The 22,029-nt window shown below is 69.7% G+C and carries 23 protein-coding genes and 1 tRNA gene; 19 read left to right on the top strand and 5 right to left on the bottom strand.

The window, feature by feature from the left end; translation table 11 throughout:
* Positions 1–7 precede the first annotated feature (7 nt).
* The 5 genes from BHU06_RS05185 (at position 8) to BHU06_RS05165 (ending at position 4,446) form a co-directional block, all read left to right on the top strand.
* Positions 8–994, top strand: a complete 987-nt coding sequence (locus BHU06_RS05185) for an acetyl-CoA carboxylase carboxyltransferase subunit alpha (protein WP_070398069.1) — start codon at positions 8–10, stop codon at positions 992–994.
* Entirely contained in the window at positions 930–1,955 is a 1,026-nt protein-coding gene (tilS, locus tag BHU06_RS05180) for a tRNA lysidine(34) synthetase TilS (RefSeq protein WP_254668116.1), read from the top strand. The genes BHU06_RS05185 and tilS overlap by 65 nt, the downstream gene beginning before the upstream one ends.
* A gap of 98 nt (positions 1,956–2,053) precedes the next feature.
* Positions 2,054–3,334 (top strand): aspartate kinase, encoded by a 1,281-nt coding sequence (locus BHU06_RS05175; RefSeq protein ID WP_070398068.1) that lies wholly within the window; start codon positions 2,054–2,056, stop codon positions 3,332–3,334.
* Positions 3,335–3,379: 45 nt separating this feature from the next.
* Positions 3,380–3,472: transfer RNA gene (locus BHU06_RS05170), tRNA-Ser, on the top strand.
* A gap of 77 nt (positions 3,473–3,549) precedes the next feature.
* Positions 3,550–4,446, top strand: coding sequence for an EamA family transporter (locus BHU06_RS05165; protein WP_070398067.1), 897 nt, complete (start codon positions 3,550–3,552; stop codon positions 4,444–4,446).
* Between the two features lie 21 nt (positions 4,447–4,467).
* Here the strand turns inward: BHU06_RS05165 and BHU06_RS05160 are convergent, their stop codons facing one another.
* From BHU06_RS05160 to BHU06_RS05150, 3 genes are read right to left on the bottom strand one after another with little or no spacing between them, the layout of a single operon-like run.
* The gene (locus BHU06_RS05160; RefSeq protein WP_070398066.1) at positions 4,468–4,899 is read right to left on the bottom strand and encodes an RNA-binding S4 domain-containing protein; all 432 of its coding nucleotides are present in this window, start codon (positions 4,897–4,899) and stop codon (positions 4,468–4,470) included.
* Positions 4,896–6,323 carry a sensor histidine kinase gene (locus BHU06_RS05155; RefSeq protein ID WP_070398065.1) on the bottom strand — a complete coding sequence of 476 codons (1,428 nt, stop codon included), beginning with the start codon at positions 6,321–6,323 and terminating at the stop codon, positions 4,896–4,898. The genes BHU06_RS05160 and BHU06_RS05155 overlap by 4 nt, the downstream gene beginning before the upstream one ends.
* Positions 6,320–6,988: a response regulator transcription factor gene (locus BHU06_RS05150; protein WP_070398064.1), complete on the bottom strand. Its 669-nt coding sequence runs from the start codon at positions 6,986–6,988 to the stop codon at positions 6,320–6,322. The genes BHU06_RS05155 and BHU06_RS05150 overlap by 4 nt, the downstream gene beginning before the upstream one ends.
* Positions 6,989–7,109: 121 nt before the next feature.
* Between BHU06_RS05150 and BHU06_RS05145 the strand changes: the two genes are divergently transcribed.
* The 11 genes from BHU06_RS05145 to BHU06_RS05100 all read left to right on the top strand — a co-directional run bounded on the left by BHU06_RS05145 (position 7,110) and on the right by BHU06_RS05100 (position 18,414).
* A complete protein-coding gene (locus tag BHU06_RS05145) occupies positions 7,110–8,069 on the top strand; it encodes a tripartite tricarboxylate transporter substrate binding protein (RefSeq protein WP_070398063.1) in 960 nt (319 codons plus the stop codon).
* A 13-nt stretch (positions 8,070–8,082) separates the two neighbouring features.
* On the top strand, positions 8,083–8,607 hold the full coding sequence (locus BHU06_RS05140) for a tripartite tricarboxylate transporter TctB family protein (RefSeq protein WP_083292955.1): 525 nt from the start codon (positions 8,083–8,085) through the stop codon (positions 8,605–8,607).
* Positions 8,608–8,697: 90 nt separating this feature from the next.
* Entirely contained in the window at positions 8,698–10,203 is a 1,506-nt protein-coding gene (locus BHU06_RS05135) for a tripartite tricarboxylate transporter permease (protein WP_070398061.1), read from the top strand.
* Between the two features lie 154 nt (positions 10,204–10,357).
* Positions 10,358–10,576, top strand: coding sequence for a hypothetical protein (locus BHU06_RS22375; RefSeq protein ID WP_139146957.1), 219 nt, complete (start codon positions 10,358–10,360; stop codon positions 10,574–10,576).
* A 281-nt stretch (positions 10,577–10,857) separates the two neighbouring features.
* Positions 10,858–12,336 carry a sigma-54-dependent Fis family transcriptional regulator gene (locus BHU06_RS05130; protein WP_070398060.1) on the top strand — a complete coding sequence of 493 codons (1,479 nt, stop codon included), beginning with the start codon at positions 10,858–10,860 and terminating at the stop codon, positions 12,334–12,336.
* 162 nt (positions 12,337–12,498) lie between these two features.
* Positions 12,499–13,695: a substrate-binding domain-containing protein gene (locus BHU06_RS05125; RefSeq protein WP_070398059.1), complete on the top strand. Its 1,197-nt coding sequence runs from the start codon at positions 12,499–12,501 to the stop codon at positions 13,693–13,695.
* A gap of 139 nt (positions 13,696–13,834) precedes the next feature.
* Complete coding sequence (locus BHU06_RS05120) at positions 13,835–14,596, top strand: ABC transporter ATP-binding protein (RefSeq protein WP_070398058.1); 762 nt, start codon at positions 13,835–13,837, stop codon at positions 14,594–14,596.
* The gene (locus BHU06_RS05115) at positions 14,593–15,333 is read left to right on the top strand and encodes an ABC transporter ATP-binding protein (protein ID WP_070398057.1); all 741 of its coding nucleotides are present in this window, start codon (positions 14,593–14,595) and stop codon (positions 15,331–15,333) included. The genes BHU06_RS05120 and BHU06_RS05115 overlap by 4 nt, the downstream gene beginning before the upstream one ends.
* Complete coding sequence (locus tag BHU06_RS05110) at positions 15,330–16,316, top strand: branched-chain amino acid ABC transporter permease (RefSeq protein WP_070398056.1); 987 nt, start codon at positions 15,330–15,332, stop codon at positions 16,314–16,316. The genes BHU06_RS05115 and BHU06_RS05110 overlap by 4 nt, the downstream gene beginning before the upstream one ends.
* A 131-nt stretch (positions 16,317–16,447) precedes the next feature.
* Positions 16,448–17,545, top strand: coding sequence for a branched-chain amino acid ABC transporter permease (locus BHU06_RS05105; RefSeq protein ID WP_070398055.1), 1,098 nt, complete (start codon positions 16,448–16,450; stop codon positions 17,543–17,545).
* On the top strand, positions 17,542–18,414 hold the full coding sequence (locus BHU06_RS05100; RefSeq protein WP_070398054.1) for an alpha/beta fold hydrolase: 873 nt from the start codon (positions 17,542–17,544) through the stop codon (positions 18,412–18,414). The genes BHU06_RS05105 and BHU06_RS05100 overlap by 4 nt, the downstream gene beginning before the upstream one ends.
* A 10-nt stretch (positions 18,415–18,424) precedes the next feature.
* Here BHU06_RS05100 and hemH read toward each other — a convergent pair whose 3' ends face one another.
* A complete protein-coding gene (gene hemH, locus BHU06_RS05095) occupies positions 18,425–19,513 on the bottom strand; it encodes a ferrochelatase (protein WP_070398053.1) in 1,089 nt (362 codons plus the stop codon).
* A 19-nt stretch (positions 19,514–19,532) separates the two neighbouring features.
* Between hemH and BHU06_RS05090 the strand changes: the two genes are divergently transcribed.
* The 3 genes from BHU06_RS05090 to BHU06_RS05080 are packed head-to-tail and all read left to right on the top strand — an operon-like array spanning position 19,533 to position 21,394.
* Positions 19,533–20,276 (top strand): HAD family hydrolase, encoded by a 744-nt coding sequence (locus tag BHU06_RS05090; RefSeq protein WP_139146956.1) that lies wholly within the window; start codon positions 19,533–19,535, stop codon positions 20,274–20,276.
* A 13-nt stretch (positions 20,277–20,289) separates the two neighbouring features.
* A complete protein-coding gene (locus BHU06_RS05085; RefSeq protein WP_070398051.1) occupies positions 20,290–20,940 on the top strand; it encodes a glutathione S-transferase family protein in 651 nt (216 codons plus the stop codon).
* A 22-nt stretch (positions 20,941–20,962) separates the two neighbouring features.
* A complete protein-coding gene (locus BHU06_RS05080) occupies positions 20,963–21,394 on the top strand; it encodes a GNAT family N-acetyltransferase (RefSeq protein ID WP_070398050.1) in 432 nt (143 codons plus the stop codon).
* A 15-nt stretch (positions 21,395–21,409) separates the two neighbouring features.
* Here the strand turns inward: BHU06_RS05080 and BHU06_RS05075 are convergent, their stop codons facing one another.
* Complete coding sequence (locus BHU06_RS05075; RefSeq protein ID WP_070398049.1) at positions 21,410–21,871, bottom strand: SH3 domain-containing protein; 462 nt, start codon at positions 21,869–21,871, stop codon at positions 21,410–21,412.
* Positions 21,872–22,029 lie beyond the last annotated feature (158 nt).

Raw genomic sequence — 22,029 nt, 5'->3', positions numbered from 1 at the left:
GCCTATCTTGGCCAAAAAGAATTTTCTCGACTTCGAGCAACCGATCGCGGAACTCGAATCCAAGATCGAGGAACTGCGCTACGTCCAGACCGAATCGGCGGTCGACATCTCCGAAGAGATCGACAAGCTGGCGTCCAAGAGCCTGCAGCTCACCAAGGACATCTACAGCAACCTCTCACCCTGGCAGATCACCAAGATCGCGCGCCACGCCGACCGGCCCTACACGCTGGACTACGTGCGCGAAATCTTCACGCACTTCGTCGAGCTGCACGGCGACCGCCACTTCTCCGACGACCTGTCCATCGTCGGCGGCATGGCGCGCTTCAATGGCCAGCCCTGCGTGGTCATCGGCCACCAGAAAGGCCGTGACACGAAGGAGCGCGGCCTGCGCAACTTCGGCATGACCAAGCCCGAGGGCTACCGCAAGGCGCTGCGGCTCATGAAGCTGGCCGAGAAGTTCAAGCTGCCGGTGTTCACCTTCGTCGACACGCCGGGCGCCTATCCGGGCATCGACGCCGAAGAGCGTGGCCAGTCCGAGGCCATCGGTCGCAACATCTTCGAGATGGCGCAGCTCGAGGTGCCCATCATCTCCACCATCATTGGCGAGGGCGGCTCCGGCGGCGCGCTGGCCATTGCCGTGGCCGATCAGGTGCTGATGCTGCAGTACTCGGTGTATTCGGTGATCAGCCCCGAGGGCTGCGCCTCCATCCTCTGGAAGACCAGCGAGCGCGCGAGCGACGCGGCCGAGGCCCTGGGCATCACGGCGCACCGCCTCAAGGCCCTGGGCCTGGTGGACAAGATCGTCAACGAGCCCGTGGGCGGCGCGCACCGCGACCACAAGCAGATGGCCGCCTTCCTCAAGCGCGCCCTGGGCGATGCCTACCGCCAGGTGGCCGACCTCAAGGTGAAGGAACTGCTGGAGCGCCGCCATGCGCGCCTCGATGGCTATGGCCGCTTCACCGACACCAAGGCCGAGGCCAAAGACCGCCGCTGAGGCGGACGCTTTCCCCGGTGCCGCCGAGCTGCAGCGCTGGGCGGCGCGCCATTCCCTCGATCAGGACACCACGCCGATCGGCATCGCCTGCAGCGGCGGCGCCGACTCGGTGGCCCTGCTGCTGGCCGCGCACGCGCGCTGGCCGGGGCGCTGCGTGGCACTGCATGTGCACCATGGCCTGCAGGCCGCGGCCGACGGCTTCGAGGCCTGCGTGCGTGAGGTCGCGGCGTCCCTGGGCCTGCCCGTGCACGTGGCCCGCGTCGACGCCCGGCACGCACCGGGCCAAAGCCCCGAGGACGCGGCCCGTCTCGCGCGCTACGCCGCGCTGGCGGGCCTGGCGCGGGACCGGGGCATCGGCTGGGTGCTGCTCGCGCAGCACGGCGACGACCAGGCCGAGACCGTGCTGCTTGCGCTCTCGCGGGGCGCGGGCCTGCCCGGCCTGTCCGCCATGCCCGAGGCCTTCGAGCGCCATGGCCAGCGTTTTGGCCGGCCCTGGCTCGGCGTGCCCGCGCACACGCTGCGTGAAGCGCTGATCGCGCGCGACCAGCGCTTCGTTGACGACCCCAGCAACGGCGACGAGCGCTACACGCGCAACCGCATCCGCGCGCAGTTGATGCCGGCCTGGGCGCGCGCCTTTCCGGGCTACCGCGCGGCGCTCGCGCGCTGCGCGGCGCACGCGGCGCAGGCGCAGCGCCTGCTGGACGAACTGGCGGCGCTGGACCTGGCGGCCACCGGCGAGCCGCCGCGCATCGTGGCGCTGCAGGGCCTGTCGCGCGACCGCCAGGCCAACACCCTGCGGCACTGGCTGCGCCGCGCGCACGGCGTGGCGCCGAGCGCCGCGCAGCTCGACGAACTGCTCGACCAGGTCGGGGCCTGCCGCACGCGCGGCCACGCGATCCGGCTCAAGGTGGCCGAGGGTTTCGTGGTGCGCGACGGCGCGTGCCTGGCCTATACCCCCTAGGTATAATCCCGCGGTTCTGCCCGGCCCCAGTGGCTGTGCGGCGCGCGCCCCGACGAAGCCCTGAAGGACGCGCCGCGCCGCGTCCTTCTTCCCTTCCAATGGCCCTCATCGTTCACAAGTACGGCGGCACCTCCATGGGGTCGACCGAACGCATCCGCAACGTCGCGCGTCGCGTCGCCAAATGGCACAAGGCCGGCCACCAGATGGTGGTGGTGCCCAGCGCCATGAGCGGCGAAACCAACCGCCTGCTGGCGCTCGCCAAGGAAGTCGCGCCCGCCAAACCGGGCAAGTCCTATGGCCGCGAACTCGACATGCTGGCGGCCACCGGCGAGCAGGCCTCGTCCGCGCTGCTGGCCATCGCGCTGCAGGCCGAAGGCCTGGAGGCGGTGAGCTACGCGGGCTGGCAGGTGCCGATCAAGACCAACGACGCCTACACCAAGGCCCGCATCGAATCCATCGACGACGCGCGCGTGCGCGCCGACCTGGACGCGGGCAAGGTGGTCATCGTCACCGGCTTCCAGGGCATCGACGACGGCGGCAACATCACCACGCTGGGCCGCGGCGGCAGCGACACCTCGGCCGTGGCCGTGGCCGCGGCGCTCAAGGCCGCCGAGTGCCTGATCTACACCGACGTCGATGGCGTCTACACCACCGACCCGCGCGTGGTGCCCGAGGCGCGCCGCCTGTTGCGCGTGAGCTTCGAGGAAATGCTGGAGATGGCCAGCATGGGCTCCAAGGTGCTGCAGATCCGCTCGGTGGAGTTCGCGGGCAAATACCACGTGCCGCTGCGCGTGCTCTCCAGCTTCACGCCCTGGGACATCGACCTGGCCGAAGAAGCGGCCTCCGGCACCCTGATCACTTTTGAGGAAGACGAAGACATGGAACAAGCCGTCGTTTCCGGCATTGCCTTCAACCGCGACGAGGCCAAGGTCTCGGTGCTCGGCGTGCCCGACAAGCCCGGCATCGCCGCGCAGATCCTGGGCGCGGTGGCCGACGCCAACATCGAGGTCGACGTCATCATCCAGAACCTGAGCAAGGACGGCAAAACCGACTTCAGCTTCACGGTGCACCGCAACGAATACCAGAAGACGCTGGACCTGCTCAAGTCGCAGGTCGTGCCCGCGCTGGGCGCCGCCGACGTGGTGGGCGACAACCGCATCTGCAAGGTCAGCATCGTGGGCATCGGCATGCGCAGCCACGTGGGCGTGGCCAGCCGCATGTTCCGCTGCCTCAGCACCGAAGGCATCAACATCCAGATGATCTCCACTTCGGAGATCAAGACCTCGGTGGTCATCGACGAGAAGTACATGGAGCTGGCCGTGCGCGCGCTGCACCGCGAGTTCGATCTCGACCAGGCCGCCGACACGATCAGCGCCTGAGAGGGCCTGGCCCGCTTGTGCTTTGGGGCATAATGCGGGCTTCGCGGAGTGATGACCGAGTGGCCGAAGGTGCTCCCCTGCTAAGGGAGTATGGGGTGTAGAGCCTCATCGAGGGTTCGAATCCCTCTCACTCCGCCAGATGTTCACATCGACAAGGCGCCCTGCGGGGCGCCTTTGTTTTTTGCCCTCCTGCTGTTGTTGCCGCCGGACCCGCCATGTCTCAGAGCCTGTCGCGCACCGCGTTCGCCACCCTGTTGCTCATCGCCTTCATGATGGGTGCCAACCACGTGGCCGCGCGCCTGGCCTTCGACCACGGCGTGACCGTGGCCACGGCCGTGACCTTCCGCAGTGGCATCACCGCGCTGGTGGTGGCCGGCATTCTGTTTTTCTACCGCGTGCCCCTGGCGCTCACCGCGCGGCACCGCAAGGCGCTGCCCGCCATCGGCCTGCTGGTGGGCGTGCAGAGCCTGTGCCTGTACGCGGCGGTGGCGCGCCTGCCGGTGGCGCTGGCGCTGCTGGCCTTCAACACCTACCCGCTGTGGACGGCGCTGTGGTCGCGCATCGTCTATGGCCAGAAGCCGGCACCGCACCTGCTCAAGGCCATGCCGCTGATGCTGCTGGGCCTGGCGCTGGCGCTGGACGTGTCGGGCGCGGCCTCGGGCCTGGGCGCGGGTGGGCACTGGGCGCGCATCGGTGTGGGCGTTGGCTTCGCGCTGGCGGCCGCCGCGAGCTTCGGGTTGGCGCTGGTGTTCACGCAGCACGAGGCGGGCGATCTCGACGGCCGCCTGCGCACCGCCACCACCATGGGCATCGTCGCGGTGATCGCGCTGGCCGCGAGCGCCACGCAGGGCGGGCTGCATTTCCCGAACGCCCTGCCGGGCTGGTGGGGGCTGCTGGGCCTGACCTTCCTCTATGGCACGGCCTTCACCATCATGTTCACGGTGCTGCCGCGCCTGGGGGTGGTGGGCAACTCGGCCATCATGAACATCGAGCCCATCTTCGCGCTGGTGCTGGCCTGGGTGTTCCTGGGGCAATCGATCGCGGCCATTCAGGTGGCCGGCGGCCTGATCGTCGTGGCCACGGTCATGTGGCTGGGCCTGCGCAAGGGCTGAGGCCGGCGCGCGGGGCCAGGTTCATTCGCTGCCGTCGTCGTCGAGCGACGCGCTCCAGCGGTCTCCCCAGTCCTTGAGCGTGCGCCGGTCGCGCTTGGTGGGGCGTCCCATGGGTTGGCTCAATGCCGGTTCGGGCGCCAGGCGCCGCTGCTCGGCCGCGGCCAGCCGGCGCGCCACCGACTCGGGCGTTTCCTCGTAGAGCTGCTGCGCCACGGGTGCCGGTCCGCGCACCGCGCTCAGGCCCCGCACGATCACCACGCGCGCCTCGCTGCCCTGGCGGAACTCGATAGTGTCGCCCACGCGCGGCTCGCGCGAGGCCTTGGCCGCCTGGCCGTTGACGCTCACGCGGCCCTTGTCGATCGCCTCGGCGCTGAGCGCGCGGGTCTTGAAGAAGCGCGCGGCCCAGAGCCATTTGTCCAGGCGCACGCGCGCGGGTTCGGTTGGTGTTGTCATGCGGTCGCTGGTATCAGGGGCAGGCGCACCGTGGCGTCGAGTCCGCGCACGCTGCCGCCGTCGGTGCGGTTGTCCAGCTCGATCTGGCCACCGAGCGATTGCACGATCTCCCGGCAAATGGCGAGCCCGAGGCCCGAGCCCGAGAGGCTGGGGCCCGCGCGGTGGTCGGTGGCGAATGGCTGGAACAGGCGCTCGCGCAGCGCCGGCGCGATGCCGGGGCCGCTGTCGCGCACGATCAGTGCCGCCGTGCGCTCGTCGCTCAGCAGGCCCACGCGCAGCGCGCCACCCGGCGGCGAGTGCTTGATGGCGTTGTGCAGCAGGTTGCGTGTGAGCTCGCGCAGCGCCCATTCGTGCGCGCGCACCGGCGCGGCCTCGCCGACGTCGAGCGCGAAGTCGAGCGACCGGTCGGCGATCAGCGCCGACAGGTCCAGCGCCACCGCGCGCACCACGGCGGCCCAGTCGCTCACCGGCACGTCGCGGTCCTGGCGCAGCTGCTCCACCTTGGCCAGGGCCAGCATCTGGTTGGCCAGTTCGGTGGCGCGGTCCACGGTGTGCGCGATCTCGTCCAGCGCCTGGCGCGGCTCCACGTCGCCGCGCCGCGCCGATTGCACCTGCGTCTTCAGCACCGCCAGTGGCGTGCGCAGCTGGTGCGAGGTGTCGCGCACGAAGCGCTTCTGGTGTTCCAGCAGCTGCGACAGTCGCTGCATGTGCTGGTTGGTGGCGTCCAGCAGCGGCAGCAGTTCGCGCGGCGCGTCCTGGCCGGGCAGGGGCGACAGGTCGTTCTCGCTGCGCGAGGCCAGGGCGCGGCTGATGTCGCGCACCGGCCGCGTGGCGCGCTGCACCACCAGCACCACCACGAAGGCGATCACGGCCAGCAGCGCGGCCTGGCGCCACAGCGTGTCCACCAGGATCTGGCGCGCCAGCGTCTCACGCAGCTCCAGGGTCTCGGCCACCTGGATGGTGGCCATGCCCTGGCCCTGCACGCCGGCCACCGGCTGCAGCAGCACGGCCATGCGCACCGGCATGTCGCGGTAGTGGTCGTCGTAGAAGCTCACGAGCGCCGCGTAGATGTTGTCCGAGGGCGCGTGGCGCCGCGGCGCGGGCATGTCGGCGAAGCCCGAGACCATCTCGCCCTGGAAGCCGCTCACGCGGTAGAAGAGGCGGCTGCGGTTGTCGGCCTCGAAGGCCTCCAGCGCGGAGTACAGCACCGTGGCCTGCACGTGGACCTCGCCGCCCTGCGACGTGACCTGCAGCTGCTCGCCCAGCGATTTGGCGGTGGCCAGCAGCGTGCGGTCGTAGGCGGTGTCGGCGGCCGCCAGGGCCTGGCGGTACAGCACCACGGTGTTGAACACCACGTAGCCGAACACCGGCAGCAGGATGCCCAGCAGCAGGGTGCGGCGCAGCGAGGTCGCGCGCGGCTTCATGGCTGGGCCTTGATGAGGTAGCCCAGGCCGCGCAGGGTGACGAGTTGCGCGCCGGTGTGCGCGATCTTCTTGCGCAGCCGGTAGGCCACGACCTCGATCGCTTCCGGCTGCACGTCGGGTTCGCCGGGGAAGACGAGTTCGAACAGGCGCTCCTTGGCGATGGCGTGGCCCGGGCGCGCGAGCACGGCGCGCAGCAGGGCGAGCTCGCGCGGCGGCAGCTCCAGCGGCTGGCCCAGGTGGTACACGGCGCCGCTCTCGCGGTCCACGGCCATGCCGCACCAGGCGGCGGGCGCGGCGTCGGCGTCGCCCGCGCGGCGCACCAGGGCGCGCACGCGGGCCTCCAGCTCGTCCAGGTCGAAGGGCTTGGGCAGGTAGTCGTCGGCGCCGGTGTTCAGGCCCAGGATGCGATCGCCCACGGTGCCGCGCGCGGTGAGGATGATCACGGGCGTCTTCAGGCCGCTGCCGCGCGCCTGGGCCAGCACCTCCAGGCCGTCTCTGCCGGGCAGCGACAGGTCCAGCAGCACGGCGTCGGGCTGGGTGTCGCGCCACACCGCCAGCGCGCGCTCGCCGTCGTCGCAGGTCACCACCTGGATGCCGCGCCGCTCGAAGGCGCGGCTCAGCGTGGCCTGCATGGTGGTGTTGTCTTCGACGAGCAGGAGTTTCATGGGGGGACCGATTATGGGGACGCGCGCGCCTCAGGGTTTATCCCAGGGCGCCCGACAGCCAACTGACAGCCCGCCACCCGACCATTCGCGGCGTCGTTCCCATCAACCACGGAGACAAGCCATGCGCCGCGATACCTTCCTCAAATCCCTGGCCGCCCTGGCCGCCGCTGGCGCCCTGCCGAACGCGGCCTGGGCCAGCGCCAACATCAAGATGATGATCCCCGCCAACCCCGGCGGCGGCTGGGACGGCACCGGCCGTGCGCTGGGCGACGCCCTGCGCGACGCCGGCGTGGCCTCCTCGGTGACCTTCGAGAACAAGGGCGGCGCGGCCGGCGCCATCGGCCTGGCCCAGTTCTTCAACGCCAGCAAGGGCGACCCGAACGCGCTCATGGTGATGGGCGCCGTCATGCTGGGCGGCATCATCACCGGCAAGCCGCCGGTGTCCATCACCCAGGTCACGCCCGTGGCGCGCCTCACCACCGAGTACAACGTTTTCGTGCTGCCGGCCGAGTCGCCGCTCAAGACCATGAAGGACGTGGTCGAGCAGCTCAAGAAGGACCCGGGCAGCGTCAAATGGGGCGGTGGTTCGCGTGGCTCCACCGAGCACATCGCGGCGGCGCAGATCGCGCAGGCCGTGGGCGTGCCGGCCGCCAAGATCAACTACGTGCCCTTCCGTGGGGGCGGTGAGGCGGTGGCGGCCATCCTGGGCGGCAACGTCACCGTGGGCGGCAGCGGTTACAGCGAGTTCCAGCCCTACATCGAGAGCGGCAAGATGCGCGCCATTGCCGTCACCTCGGGCAAGCGCCTGGACGGCATCAACGTGCCCACGCTGAAAGAGCAGGGCATCGACGTGGAGATCGGCAACTGGCGCGGCGTGTACGGTGCGGCCGGCATCACCCCCGCGCAGCGCGACGCGCTGGTGGCCATGGTGGTGAAGGCCACGCAGAGCAAGTCCTGGGCGGAGGCGGTGAAGAAAAACAACTGGACGCCCGCGCTGCTGACCGGCAAGGCCTTCGAGGAGTTCGTGGACCGCGACTTCTCCTCCCTGCGCGCGACCATGGTGCGCGCCGGCATGGTCTGACCCAGGCCTGGTCATGAGCGAGCAGATGCAGCAGCCCGCGTCCACGGACGCGGGGCAGGTGGCCATCGGCCTGGGCGCGCTGGGCGTGGCCGTGGTGCTGGCGGTCGGTGCCTGGCAGATTCCCTCGGCCGCGGGATACGCGGGCGTGGGCCCCGACTTCCTGCCCTGGGTGATGTGCGCGGCCATGGCCGTGTGCGGCGCGCTGCTGCTGTGGCAGGCGCTGCGCGGCGGCTGGCGCCATGTGGAAGCGCCCTCGGGCGCCGAGCGCGGCGACTGGCGCGCGCTGGCCTGGGTGGCCGGCGGCGTGGTCGCCAACGCCTCGCTCATCACCACCATCGGCTTCGTGCTGAGCTGCACGCTGTGCTATGCCCTGGCCGTGCGCGGCCTGCGCCTGAGCGAAGGCCGCGCGGCCGGCGGCGTGCGCACCACCTTCATCGACCTCGTCACCGGCGTGCTGATCGCGGCGCCGGTGTTCTGGGTGTTCACCAAGGTGCTGGCGGTGAACCTGCCCGGCATCAGTCCCAGCGGCTGGATCTGAACATGAACCCCCACGCTCCTCACTTTGTGTATTCGCTGCCCCCCGAGGGGGCGCAGCCCGCCCTTGGGGCGGCCCGGCGGGCGGTCTGACATGGGCGACATCCTTGCTCAACTCATGGGTGGCTTTGCCACCGCGGGCACGCCCATCAACCTGCTGTGGGCGCTGGCCGGCTGCGCGCTGGGCACGGCCATCGGTGTACTGCCGGGCCTGGGCCCGGCCGTCACGGTGGCCATGCTGCTGCCCATCACGGGCCAGGTGGAGCCCACCGCCTCGATGATCTTCTTCGCGGGCATCTACTACGGCGCGATGTACGGTGGCTCCACCACCTCCATCCTGCTCAACACGCCGGGCGAAACCGGCACCATGGTGACCGCGCTCGAAGGCTTCAAGATGGCCAAGCACGGCCGCGCGGGCGCCGCGCTGGCCACGGCGGCCATCGGCTCCTTCGTGGCCGGCACCATCGCCACCGTGCTGGTCACGCTGTTCGCGCCCATCCTGGCCGACTTTGCCGTGCGCCTGGGCCCGCCCGAGTACTTCTGCCTGATGCTGCTGGCCTTCACGACGGTGAGCTCGGTGCTGGGCCAGAGCGCGCTGCGCGGCCTGGCCGCGCTGTTCCTGGGCATCTCGCTGGGGCTGGTGGGCATCGACCAGATCACGGGCCAGGTGCGGTACACGGCGGGCATTCTGGAGTTCATGGACGGCGTGGAAGTGGTGCTGGTGGCCGTGGGCCTGTTCGCGGTGACGGAGGCGCTCTACAACGCGCTGTACGAAGGCCGCATGCAGACCACGATGAACCACCTCAACAAGGTGCACATGACGCGCGGCGAGTGGCGGCGGTCCTGGCCGGCCTGGCTGCGCGGCACGGCGATCGGTTTTCCTTTCGGCACCATTCCCGCCGGCGGCACCGAGATCCCCACCTTCCTGAGCTACGCGACCGAGCGCAAGCTGGCCGATCCCGAGGCGCGGCAGCAGTTCGGCACCAGCGGCGCGATCGAGGGCGTGGCGGGGCCGGAGGCGGCCAACAACGCGGCCGTCACGGGCACGCTGGTGCCGCTGCTGACGCTGGGCATCCCGACCTCGGTGACGGCGGCGATCCTGCTGTCTGCCTTGCAGAACTACGGCATCAACGCGGGTCCGCAGCTGTTCCAGACGTCTTCCGCCCTGGTGTGGGCGCTGATCGCTTCGCTCTACATCGGCAACGTGATGTTGCTGGTGCTGAACCTGCCGTTGGTGGGCCTGTGGGTGAAGCTGCTGAAGATCCCGCGCCCGCAGCTCTACGCGGGCATCCTGATCTTCGCGACGGTGGGCGTCTACGGCATGCGCCAGAGCGCCTTCGACCTGTACCTCATGCTGGGCATCGGCCTGCTGGGCGTGCTGATGCGCCGCTTCGATTTCCCGGCCGCGCCGGTGATCGTGGGCCTGATCCTCGGGCCGCTGGCCGAAGCGCAGATGCGCAACGCGCTGTCGATCGGCGAAGGCAACTGGCTGATCTTCGTGCAGCGGCCGATGTCGTTGGTGCTGCTGCTCGTGGTGGTGGGGGTGCTGGTGGTGCCGAGGCTGCTGGCGCGGCGGCAACGGAAGCTGGCCACCGCCTGAACCACCCCAACTGCGCTGCGGCGGCTCGCGGACCTCAGGCCGCGAGCCGCTTCTTGCTTTTCATCATTGCCTGAACCCGCCGATTCGAGGGCATCGCTGTCCGGGGTGCTCGCCTAGAGTCGCCCGCTTCTTCGCCTGTGCCGAGACGCGAGCCATGAAAGCACTCCCTTGGCGGCTGTATGCCGTCGCCTACCTGGTGGCCTATCTGACAACGGTCCTGGGTACGGCGTTGTCGATTTTTCTTTGGGCAGCGCCAATGGATTCGTGGCCTGATATCTGGCGAGGGCTGCTCTGGAAAGCCTTGCCGCACGCCGTGCCGCTGGCATGCATCCTGCGCATCGCATGGAACAAACGACGTCAGCCCAAGGGTTGAGACAAGGCGGGACAGAGACATGAATGGTGATGGGTTGGGTGGGGTGGCATTGGGTCTGACCTTGGCCGTGTTGCTGGTGCGGCCAAAGCCCCGCCATCAACTGCTGCTGCTGGGTGCCAGCGCAAGCCTCTGCCTGTTGAGGGCCGCCCTGGAGGGACGATGGTCGCTGCTGGCCTGGCAACTGGGCGCGGCAGCGGTGGTGCTCGGGATGGCAAGCTGGGCGAGTCGATCGGAATAAGGCCGCTTTCTCTCGCATACCCACCCCGGGTACCATCCCGGGCATGACCCGCGACGACCGCCTGCCCCGCGACGCGCAGAGCATCCTGGAGCTCGCCGCGCGCTCCATGTTCGATCTCTTCGCCAACGCCAGCGAGGGCATGCTGCTGGTGGACCGGCACGCGCGCGTGGTCTGGATCAACGACCAGTACCGGCGCTTCCTGCCCGCCCTCGGCTTCGACCGCGAGGAAGACTTCGTCGGCCAGCCCGTCAGCAACGTGGTGCACAACACGCAGATGCACCGCGTGCTGGAGACCGGCAAGCCCATCCTCATCGACCTGCTCACCAACCGCGCCGGCACGTTCGTCGTCACGCGCATTCCGCTGCGCGACGACGCGGGCGAGGTCATCGGTGTGCTTGGCATCGTGCTGTTCGACCATCCCGAGACCACGCTGCAGCCTCTCATCACCAAGTTCGCGCGGCTGGAGCAGGACCTGAACGACGCCCGCCGCGAGCTCGCCCACCAGCGCCGAAGCAAGTACACCTTCGCCAGCTTCGTCGGCACCAGCGCGGCGGCGGTGGAGGTCAAGCGCCAGGCGCGCCGCGCCGCGCTCTCCAGCAGCCCGGTGCTGCTGCTCGGCGAAACGGGCACCGGCAAGGAGCTGCTCGCGCACGCCATCCACGCCGCTTCGCCGCGCGCGGGCCGGCCCTTCGTCAGCGTGAACATGGCCGCCGTGCCCGAGACCCTGCTGGAGGCCGAGTTCTTCGGCGTCGCACCCGGCGCCTACACCGGCGCCGACAAGAAGGGCCGCGACGGCAAGTTCAAGTTGGCCGACGGCGGCACGCTGTTCCTCGACGAACTGGGCGACATGCCCATGGCCATGCAGGTCAAGCTGCTGCGCGCCCTGCAGGAAGGGGAGATCGAGCCCCTGGGCTCGAACCAGCTGGTGCCTTTCGATGTGCGCGTGGTGGCCGCCACCTCGCGCGACCTGCCGCTGATGGTGAGGGAAGGGCGCTTCCGCGAGGACCTGTACTACCGCCTCAACGTGCTGCCCATCCGTGTGCCGCCGCTGCGCGAGCGCCAGAGCGACGTGCCCCTGCTGATCGAGGCCTTGTGCGAGGACATCGCCGCGCGCGGCGGCGGTCCGCAGCTGGAGTTCGGCCCCGAGGCCCAGGCCCTGCTGGCCGCGCAGGCCTGGCGCGGCAACATCCGCGAGCTGCGCAACGTGCTGGAGCAGCTCGCGCTGCGCACCGACTCGGCCCTCATCGATGCCGCGCAGGTGGACGAGGTGCTGCGCGAGGCCGGCCTGCCCGCCCTGGCACCGGTGCGCGAGACGCCGCCCGCCGCGCCCGCGCGGCAGGACGCTCTGCGCCCGCTGGCCGAGCAGATCGCCGAGCTCGAACGCCGGGCCATCGCGCAGGCGCTGGCGGCCACGGGCGGCAACCGCAGCGCGGCGGCCAAGCTGCTGGGCATCTCGCGCGCCAGCCTGTACGACCGGCTCTCGACGCTGGACGGTCTGTCTGAAATTCCGGCGTCTGTCTGAATTTCAGACAAATTGAGCGCAATCGATTGTCTGAAATTCAGGCATTCGATCGAGGGGCAGAAGAAAATTCCTTTGGCATCAAGGCCTTGCCGGGTTGGCACGGCATGTGCAAAAGAGGCGCACGGCGCACCGCGCTGTGCCAGCAACCATCAGGAGACAAGCATGTTCGACACCACCCGCCGCCTGGCGGTGATCGCCCTGGCCTGCACGGCCACCCTGGGTTTCGCCCAAGCCAACAAGGGCGAGATCCGCATCGCCCACATCCACAGCAAGACCGGCCCGCTGGAGGCCTACGCCAAGCAGACCCAGGCGGGCCTGATGATGGGCCTGAACTACGCCACGGGCGGCACCATGATGGTGGCCGGCAAGAAGATCGTGGTGATCGAGAAGGACGACCAGGGCAAGCCCGACGTGGGCAAGAGCCTGCTGGCGGCCGCCTACGCCGACGACAAGGTCGACCTCGCCATCGGCCCCACGGCCTCACCCGTGGCGCTGGCCATGCTCCCGGTGGCCGAGGAGTACCGCAAGATCCTGCTGGTGGAGCCCGCCGTGGCCGACTCCATCACCGGCGACAAGTGGAACAAGTACATCTTCCGCACCGGCCGCAACAGCAGCCAGGACGCCGCCGCCAACGCCGTGGCCCTCGATGCCCCGAACAACGTGATCGGTGTGCTGGCCAACGACAACGCCTTCGGCCGCGACGCCGTGAAAGCCTCCAAGGACTTCACCAAGAAGGCCAAGATCGTGCACGAGGAGTACCTGCCCGTGGGCACGACGGACTTCACCGCCGGCCTGCTGCGCCTGGTCGACAAGCTCAAGGACCAGCCGGGCAACAAGTACATCTCGGTGGTGTGGTCGGGCGCACCCACGCCCTTCCCCAAGATCGCCGAGATGGAGCTGGACAAGCGCTACGGCATCAAGCTCGCCACGGGCGGCAACATCCTGCCGGCCATGGTGGCCTACAAGCAGTTCCCGGGCATGGAAGGCGCGCTGTACTACTACTTCGGCATCCCCAAGAACCCGGTCAACGACGCCATGGTGGCCGAGCACTACCGCCAGTTCAAGCAGCCGCCGGACTTCTTCACCGCCGGCGGCTTCTCGGCCGCCATGGCGGTGGTGACCGCGCTGAAGAAGACCAACGGCGACACCAACAGCGAGAAGCTCATCCAGACCATGGAAGGCATGAGCTTCGAGACGCCCAAGGGCACCATGACCTTCCGCAAGGAAGACCACCAGGCCATGCAGAGCATGTACCACTTCAAGATCAAGGCCGACCCGGCCTTCGCCTGGGGGGTGCCTGAACTCGTGCGTGAGATCAAGCCCGAGCAGATGGCGATTCCGATTCGGAATCGCCGGTGATCCCCCTGCGCCGCTGACGCGGCTTCCCCCTTGAGAAGGGGGACAACACCGACGGCCCGGCAAAGCCGGTTCCGTGGTGTTCCTGGAAGGTCGCCGCACCTGCGGCGACCGACTCCCCCTCTTTCGTCGCGGAGTCTTGATGCTGCAAACCTCGAACCTCACGGTCCGCTTCGGCGGGCACGTGGCGGTGAACGCTGTCTCCTGCGCGTTCGCGCCGGGCACGCTCACGGCCATCGTCGGCCCCAACGGCGCGGGCAAGACCACCTACTTCAACCTGATCTCGGGACAGATCAAGGCCACGGCCGGCACGGTCACGCTCGAGGGGCGCGAGCTCACCCCGCTGAGCGCGCCGCTGCGCACGCGCGCCGGTCTGGGCCGGGCCTTCCAGCTCACCAACCTGTTCCCGCAGCTCAGCGTGCGCGAGAACGTGCGCATGGCCGTGCAGGCGCGCGCGGGCGCGGGGCTGGACTTCTTCCGCATCTGGAGCGACCGCAAGGACCTGCTGGACCAGGCCGATGAGATCCTGCGGACCGTGGCCCTGGCCGACAAGGCCGAGGCGCGCGCGGCCAGCCTGCCGCACGGCGACCAGCGCAAGTTGGAGGTGGGCATCCTGATGGCGCTGGACCCCAAGGTCTACATGTTCGACGAGCCCACCGCCGGCATGAGCGTGGACGAGGTGCCGGTGATCCTGAACCTGATCCGCCGCCTCAAGGCCGACAAGAGCAAGACCATCCTGTTGGTGGAGCACAAGATGGACGTGGTGCGCGAGCTGTCGGACCGCATCATCGTGCTGCACAACGGCGAGCTCGTGGCCGATGGTGAACCCGAGGCGGTGATCGCCTCGCCGGTGGTGCAGCAGGCCTACCTGGGCATCAACCCCGAAGAGGAAGTGAGCGCATGAGCGACGCCGCACTGCTGCGCCTCGAAGGTGTGCACACGCACATCGGCGCCTACCACATCCTGCACGGCGTGGACCTCACCGTGCCCGCCAACCAGCTCACCATGCTGCTGGGCCGCAATGGTGCGGGCAAGACGACCACGCTGCGCACCATCATGGGCCTGTGGCACGCGAGCCGGGGACGGGTCACGCTCGCCGGTCAGGACATCACCGCGAAGGCGACGCCCGACATCGCGCAGAGCGGCGTGGCCTACGTGCCCGAGAGCATGGGCATCTTCGCCGACCTGAGCGTGAAGGAGAACATGCTGCTGGCCGCGCGCGGCGCGCGCGCCATCGACGACATCGACCCGAAGCGCCTGGCATGGATCTTCGACATGTTCCCGGCGATGAAGAAGTTCTGGCTGCACCCGGCGGGCAAGCTCTCGGGCGGGCAGAAGCAGATGCTGGCGGTGTCGCGCGCCATCGTCGAGCCGCGCCAACTGCTGCTCATCGACGAGCCCAGCAAGGGCCTGGCGCCGGCCATCATCCAGAACATGATCGAGGCCTTCCGCGAACTCAAGGCCGCGCAGACCACCATCCTGCTGGTCGAGCAGAACTTCAACTTCGCGCGCCAGCTCGGCGACAGCGTGGCCGTGATGGACGACGGCCGCGTGGTGCACAGCGGCGCGATGGCCGAACTCGCCGAGGACAGCGCGCTGCAGGCGCGCCTGCTCGGCCTCTCGCTGGGAGCGCATCAATGAAGGCCCTGACGGACTTCGACTGGAAACCCGTGGCCCTGGTGCCGCTGCTGGCGGCATTGGCGCTGCCGGCCGTGGGCAGCGGCCCGACCTGGCTCACGCTCACCGTGGCCGGACTGGCCATGGGCTTGATCGTCTTCATCATTGCCTCCGGCCTCACGCTGGTGTTCGGCCTGATGGACGTGCTCAATTTTGGCCATGGCGTGTTCATCGCGCTGGGCGCCTTCGTCGCGGTCAGCGTGTTCGGTGGCCTGAACGCCTACGCCATCGCCGACAGCTTCTGGCTCAACCTCGCGGCCCTGGTGCCGGCCATGCTGGCCGCCATGGTGGTGGCCGGCGCGGTGGGCCTGGTGTTCGAGCGCGTGATCGTGCGCCCGGTGTACGGCCAGCACCTCAAGCAGATCCTCATCACCATGGGCGGCATGATCATCGGCGAGGAGCTCATCAAGGTGATCTGGGGCCCGGGCCAGCTCGCGCTGCCGCTGCCCGAGACGCTGCGCGGCAGTTTCCTGCTCGGCGACGCCTCGATCGAAAAGTACCGCCTGCTCGCCATGGCCGTGGGCCTGGCGGTGTTCGCCGCCATGGTCTGGACGCTCAACCGCACCAAGGTCGGCTTGCTGATCCGTGCCGGCGTGCAGGACCGCGAAATGGTGGAGTCGCTGGGCTACCGCATCCGGCGCCTGTTCGTGGGCGTGTTCGTGGCGGGCAGCGCACTGGCCGGCCTGGGCGGCGTGATGTGGGGGCTGTACCAGCAGACCGTGCTGCCGCAGATGGGCGCGCAGGTCAACGTGCTGATCTTCATCGTCATCATCATCGGCGGCCTGGGCTCCACGCTGGGCGCGCTGGTGGGCGCGCTGCTGGTGGGCCTGATGGCCAACTACACCGGCTTTCTCATGCCCAAGGTCGCGCTGTTCTCCAACATCGCGCTGATGGTGGCCATCCTGCTGTGGCGTCCGCAGGGCGTGTACCCCGTGGCGAACAGATGAACACCCCCCGCGCCGCCTTCGGCGTCACCCCCCTGAAGGGGGGCGCAGCCAGTGGCCCGGCACAGCCGGTTCCGCGGCTGCCGCGCCTGACGCCCGCCCCCGTTCTTCGGTCCTGAGAGGCTCGATCCACCATGTTTTCCCGTCTGCTATCCCACGACCTGCCGCGCAGCCGCTGGCTGGCGCTGCTGCTCACGCTGCTGGTGCTGGGCCTGGCCTTCGCGCCTTTCCTGTTTCCCGGCGTGAAGGCGCTCAACGTCGCGGCCAAGGTGCTGATCTTCATCGCGCTGGTGGTCAGCTTCGACCTGCTGCTGGGCTACACCGGCATCGTCAGCTTCGCGCACACCATGTTTTTCGGCATCGGCGCGTATGGCATCGCCATCTCGGCCAGCGCGCTGGGCCCCACCTGGTGGGCGCTGGTCGTGGGCGCCGTGGGCGCGCTGCTGCTGTCCTTTCTGCTGTCGCTGCTCATCGGCCTGTTCTCGCTGCGCGTGCGGGCGATCTTCTTCGCCATGATCACGCTGGCCGTGGCCTCGGCCTTTCTCACGCTGGCCTCGCAGCTGTCGGACATCACCGGCGGCGAAGACGGCCTGACCTTCCGCCTGCCCGAGCTGCTGTCGCCCGGCTTCGCGCTGATGGAGGAGGATTTCCAGGGGCCCTTCGGCGCCGTGCCACTCAACGGCCGCTTCATCACCTACTACCTGCTGTTCGTGAGCGTGGCGGCCATGTTCCTGGTGATGCTGCGCATCGTGAACTCGCCCTTCGGCCGCGTGCTGCAGGCCATCCGGGAGAACGACTTCCGCGCCGAGGCCCTGGGCTACCGCGTGGTGGTCTACCGCACGCTGTCCAACGTGATCGCCGCGTCCTTCGCCACGCTCGCGGGCTGCCTGCTCGCGCTCTGGCTGCGCTACAACGGGCCGGACACTTCGCTGTCCTTCGAGATCATGCTGGACATCCTGCTCATCGTCGTGATCGGCGGCATGGGCACGCTGTACGGCGCCATCATCGGCAGCGTGGTCTTCCTGGTCGCGCAGAGCTACCTGCAAGACCTGCTGCGCTGGCTCGGCGGGCTCTTCGAGGGCCTGCCGCTGCTGCCCGCGCTGCTCACGCCCGACCGCTGGCTGCTGTGGCTGGGCTTGCTGTTTGTGCTGTCCGTCTACCACTTCCCCACGGGTGTCGTCGGCAAGCTGCGCGAGCGCGCGGCGCACCAGGCGACGAAGGAGTCGACATGAACTTCGCCGCTCTCGAACCGCGCTCGCGCTACATCACCTGCGAGGAGCGCGAAATCCACTTCATGGACTGGGTGCCCGCGCAGGCCGGTGGCCCGGTGGTGGTGGCCTGGCACGGCCTGGCGCGCACCGGGCGCGACATGGACCCGCTGGCCGCGCACCTGTGCGCCCAGGGCTGGCGGGTGATTTGCCCCGACACCATCGGGCGCGGGCTGTCGCAGTGGAGCCCGGACCCGAAGGCCGAGTACTGTCTGGACTTCTATGCGCGCCTGGCGAAGTCGCTGGTCGACCAGCTGGGCCTGAAGCAGTTCCATTGGGTGGGCACGTCCATGGGCGGTGCCATCGGCATGGTCTGCGCGGCCGCAGCGCTGCGTGGGCGCATCGAACGGCTGGTGCTCAACGACATCGGCCCACAGCTCGCGGCGCCGGCGGTGCAGCGCATCCGCAGCTACGCGGGCAGTCCCTCGGCCTTCAACACCATGCGCGAGCTGGAGCAGTACTTCCGCGCCGTCTACAAGCCCTACGGCCACTTGCCCGACGCGCAGTGGCGCCTGCTCAGCGAAAGCTCCATGCGCCGGCTGCCCGACGGCCGCGTGACGCCGCACTACGACCCGGCCATGGTGCAGCAGTTCGAGCACCACCCCGAGGACTACGAGCTCTGGCCGGTGTTCGACACCATCGATGTGCCCGTGCTGTGCCTGCGCGGCGCGGAGTCCGACCTGCTGCTGGCCGAGACCGCCGAGGCCATGCGCGACCGCGGACCGCGCGCCCTGGTGGTGACCATCCCCGGCTGCGGACACGCGCCCGCGCTCAACGTGCCCGATCAGCTGGAGCTGGTGCAGCGCTTCCTGAGCGATCCGCGCGCGCACTGAGCGCGCGGGCTCAGTCCTTCGCGCCCAGGGCCAGTGCGCGCTCGCGGCTGGCGGCCCGCTCGGCCTCGTCGGCGGGCGCCGTGGGCCAGCCCTGCAGGTGCCGCGCGGCGATGTCGCCCAGCGCCTGGATCCACTCGGGGCGGTCGTTGAGGCAGGGGATGTAGGCGAAGCGTTCGCCGCCGGCCTGCAGGAAGGCGGCGCGCGCTTCCATGTCGATCTCTTCCAAGGTCTCGATGCAGTCCGCCACGAAGCCGGGGCAGATCAGGTCCACGCTTTTCACGCCCTGGCCCGCCAGCTTCACCAGCGTGGGCTCGGTGTAGGGCTGCAGCCATTGGGCCTTGCCGAAGCGGCTCTGGAAAGTGACGACGAAACGCTCCGGCGCCAGGCCCAGCGCCTGCGCCAGCAGCCGCGCGGTCTTGTGGCACTCGCAGTGGTAGGGGTCGCCGAGGTGCAGGGTGCGCTCGGGCACGCCGTGAAAACTCATCACCAGCCGCTCGGCCTGGCCGTGGGCCTGCCAGTGCTGGCGCACCGAGCGCGCGAGCGCCTCGATGTAGCCCGGGTCGTCGTGGTAGCGGTTGACGAAGCGCAGCTCGGGCACGGCGCGCTGGCGCGCGCTCCAGGCGTTCACGGCGTCGATGAGGCTGGCGGTGGTGGCCCCGCTGTACTGCGGGTAGGCCGACAGCATCAGCACGCGCGTGGCGCCCTGGGCCTTGACCTCGTCGAGCACCGAGGCGATGGAGGGATGGCCGTAGCGCATGGCGTGGCGCACCAGCACCGCGTGCCCGCGCTCGCCCAGGTGGCCCAGCAGGCGCTTGGCCTGCTTCTCGGTCCAGACCTTCAGCGGCGAGCCCTCGGGGGTCCAGACGCTGGCGTACTTGGCGGCCGACTTCGCGGGCCGCACGCGCAGGATCACGCCGTGCAGGATGGGCCACCACAGCAGGCGCGGGATCTCGACCACGCGCGGGTCGGCGAGGAACTCGGCCAGGTAGCGCCGCAGGGCGGCGGGCGTGGGCTCGTCGGGGGTGCCCAGGTTGCACCAGATCACTGCCGTGCGCTCGGCGCGGCCATGGGGGAGGGGCGGTTCGGTCGCGAAGGGCATGCGCTATTCTCTCGCAAGCATGAAAGACGATTCCTTGAGTCTGGAGCCCGCCGGGTCCGGCGCCGCCGCGCTGGAGCCGTCGCGCGTGCGCGCGATCAGCATCGACCTCGACGACACCCTCTGGCCCATCGCGCCCACCATCGAGCGCGCCGAGGCCGCGCTGCTGGCCTGGTTCCGCGAGCACGCGCCGGCCGCCGCCATCCTCGCCGCCAACCCGCAGTCGCTGCGCGAGGCGCGGCACTTCCTGCAGATCAAGCGGCCCGATCTGTCGCACGACCTGAGCGCGCTGCGCCGCGAGTCCATCCGCTTCGTATTGCTCAAGGCCGGCGACGACCCCGAGCTCGCCGAGGAGGCCTTCGACGTGTTTTTTGCCGAGCGCCAGCGCGTGGAGCTGTTCGACGACGCCTTGCCCGCGCTCGAATGGCTGGCCGGGCGCTACCCGGTGGTGGCCCTGTCCAACGGCAACGCCGACGTGCAGCGCATCGGCCTGGGCCAGCACTTTCGCGCGGCCATCAGCGCGCGCGAGTTTGGCGTCGCCAAGCCCGACGCGCGCATCTTTCACGCGGCGGCCAGCGCGGCGGGCGTGCGCCCCGGCGAGGTGCTGCACATCGGCGACGACGCGCAGCTCGACGCGCTGGGCGCCTTGGTGGCGGGCCTGCAGGTGGCCTGGCTCAACCGCGACGGCCACGCCTGGGACCACGCGCCGCTGGCGCCGCACACCACCGTGGCCGACCTCATGACGCTGTGCAACCAACTGGCCTGAGGTCGCTCGCCCCATGAGCCTCACCATCCACGGCATTCCCGCGTCGCGCGCCCTGCGCCCGCTGTGGGCCGCGGCCGAGCTGGGCCTGGACGTCGCGCACGTGCCCACGCCTTACGCGGACGGCAGCACGCGCACGCCGGCGTTTCTGGAACTCAACCCCAACGGCCACATCCCGGTGCTGATCGACCGCCGCCCCGAAGGCGAGGTGGTGGTCTGGGAGAGCATGGCCTGCACCCTGTACCTGGCGCGCGTGCACGGCCGGCCCGATGGCCGCGGCATTGCGCCGGCGACGGCGCGCGAGGAAGCCGAGGCCCTGCGCTGGTCGTTCTGGGTGGTCAACGAGGTGGAGCGCGACGCGCTCACGGTGCTGGCGCACCTGCACGCCATGCCCGAAGAGCGCCGCAAGCCCGAGCTCGCGCTGGCGGCCGAGCGGCGCCTGGCGGTGCCCTTGCGCGTGCTCGAACAGCACCTGAAGCGGCAGCAGGCCGCGGGACAGGACTGGCTGGCGGCGGGGCGCTTCACCGTCGCCGACCTGTGCGTGGCCAGCGTGCTGAACTGGGTGCGCGTGTCGCGGCCCCTGCTGGGCGCGCACCCGCTGATGCACGAATGGGTGCGGCGCTGCCTGGAGCGGCCAGCCTACCTGCGCGTGCGCGAGAGCGGCTGAGTTCACGGACGGGAGCGGGCGCATGGCACTCGATTGGCGGCACACCACCGAAGGCATCGATTGGGATGAGCTGAGCGCGCTCTACCGGGACGCTCCGCTGGGCGACAAGCCGCCGGATCTGTTGCGAACGGTGTTCGGCAACAGCCTGTTCAAGTGCTTCGTGTTCGAGGGCGGCCGCCTGGTCGGCGCCGGCCGGGCGCTGGCGGACGGCGCCGACTGCGCCTACCTCTGCGACATCGCCGTGCTGCCCAGCCACCAGGGCACGGGCCTGGGCAAACAGATCGTTGCCCACCTCGTGGAGCGCTCACGCGGCCACAGGAAGATCATCCTGTACGCGGTGCCCGGCAAGGAGCCGTTCTATCGGAAGTTCGGCTTCCTGCGCATGAAGACGGCCATGGCCATCTTCTCGAACCCGCAGCAGCAGCTGGAGCGGGGCTACCTCAGCGAGGACTGAGCGCCCGCCCGCGCTTCACCAGCCCCAGACCAGGCGCTCGGACACCCAGCCCGACTCGCCCGTCTCACGCTCCACGCGCACCCAGTCGCCGCGCTTTTCCAGGGTTTTGAGCAGCTCGCCGTACTGGGCCTGCACCACCACCTCGTTGTTCAGGCCGGGGCCGCTGCGCACGTTGAGGATCTTGCTGGTGACGATGTGGTGCGGTTCGTCGCCGGTGAGCGAGCGCGCCACCCAGCCGGTGTCGCCCTCGAAGTCCTTTACCTCAAGCCAGTTGCCGCGCCGCTCGGTCACCTGCAGCGGAAAGCCGCGCCGCAGTTCCCACAGCACGGTGCTTTGCAGGCTGGGGCCATCGCGCATGTTCACGGTGCTGCCGCTGATGCTGACCATGTTCTGGGCATGGGCGCTGATGGCGGCCACACCCAGACTCAGGGCGAACAGGCCGCGGAACAGGGATCGTGCAACGGTGTTGACCGGCATGGCGATGGGCTCCTTTCCTCGGGTCAAGAAACAACAAAGGGGGTGGGAGCCGCTCGCGCGGCCCAGGTTCCCCCGAGGGGCCAAGGTTAACAGCCCCGATTCGCCGTGCCGAGGGGCGAAGCGGTCCATGAGACCGCCGTACGTCACGGATGGGGCGT

The organism is Hydrogenophaga sp. PML113, assembly GCF_001777155.1.
GTDB classification, from domain to species: domain Bacteria; phylum Pseudomonadota; class Gammaproteobacteria; order Burkholderiales; family Burkholderiaceae_C; genus Hydrogenophaga; species Hydrogenophaga borbori.
Note: the sequence above shows the minus strand (reverse complement) of the source record. Positions and strands in the feature narration are given on the sequence as shown.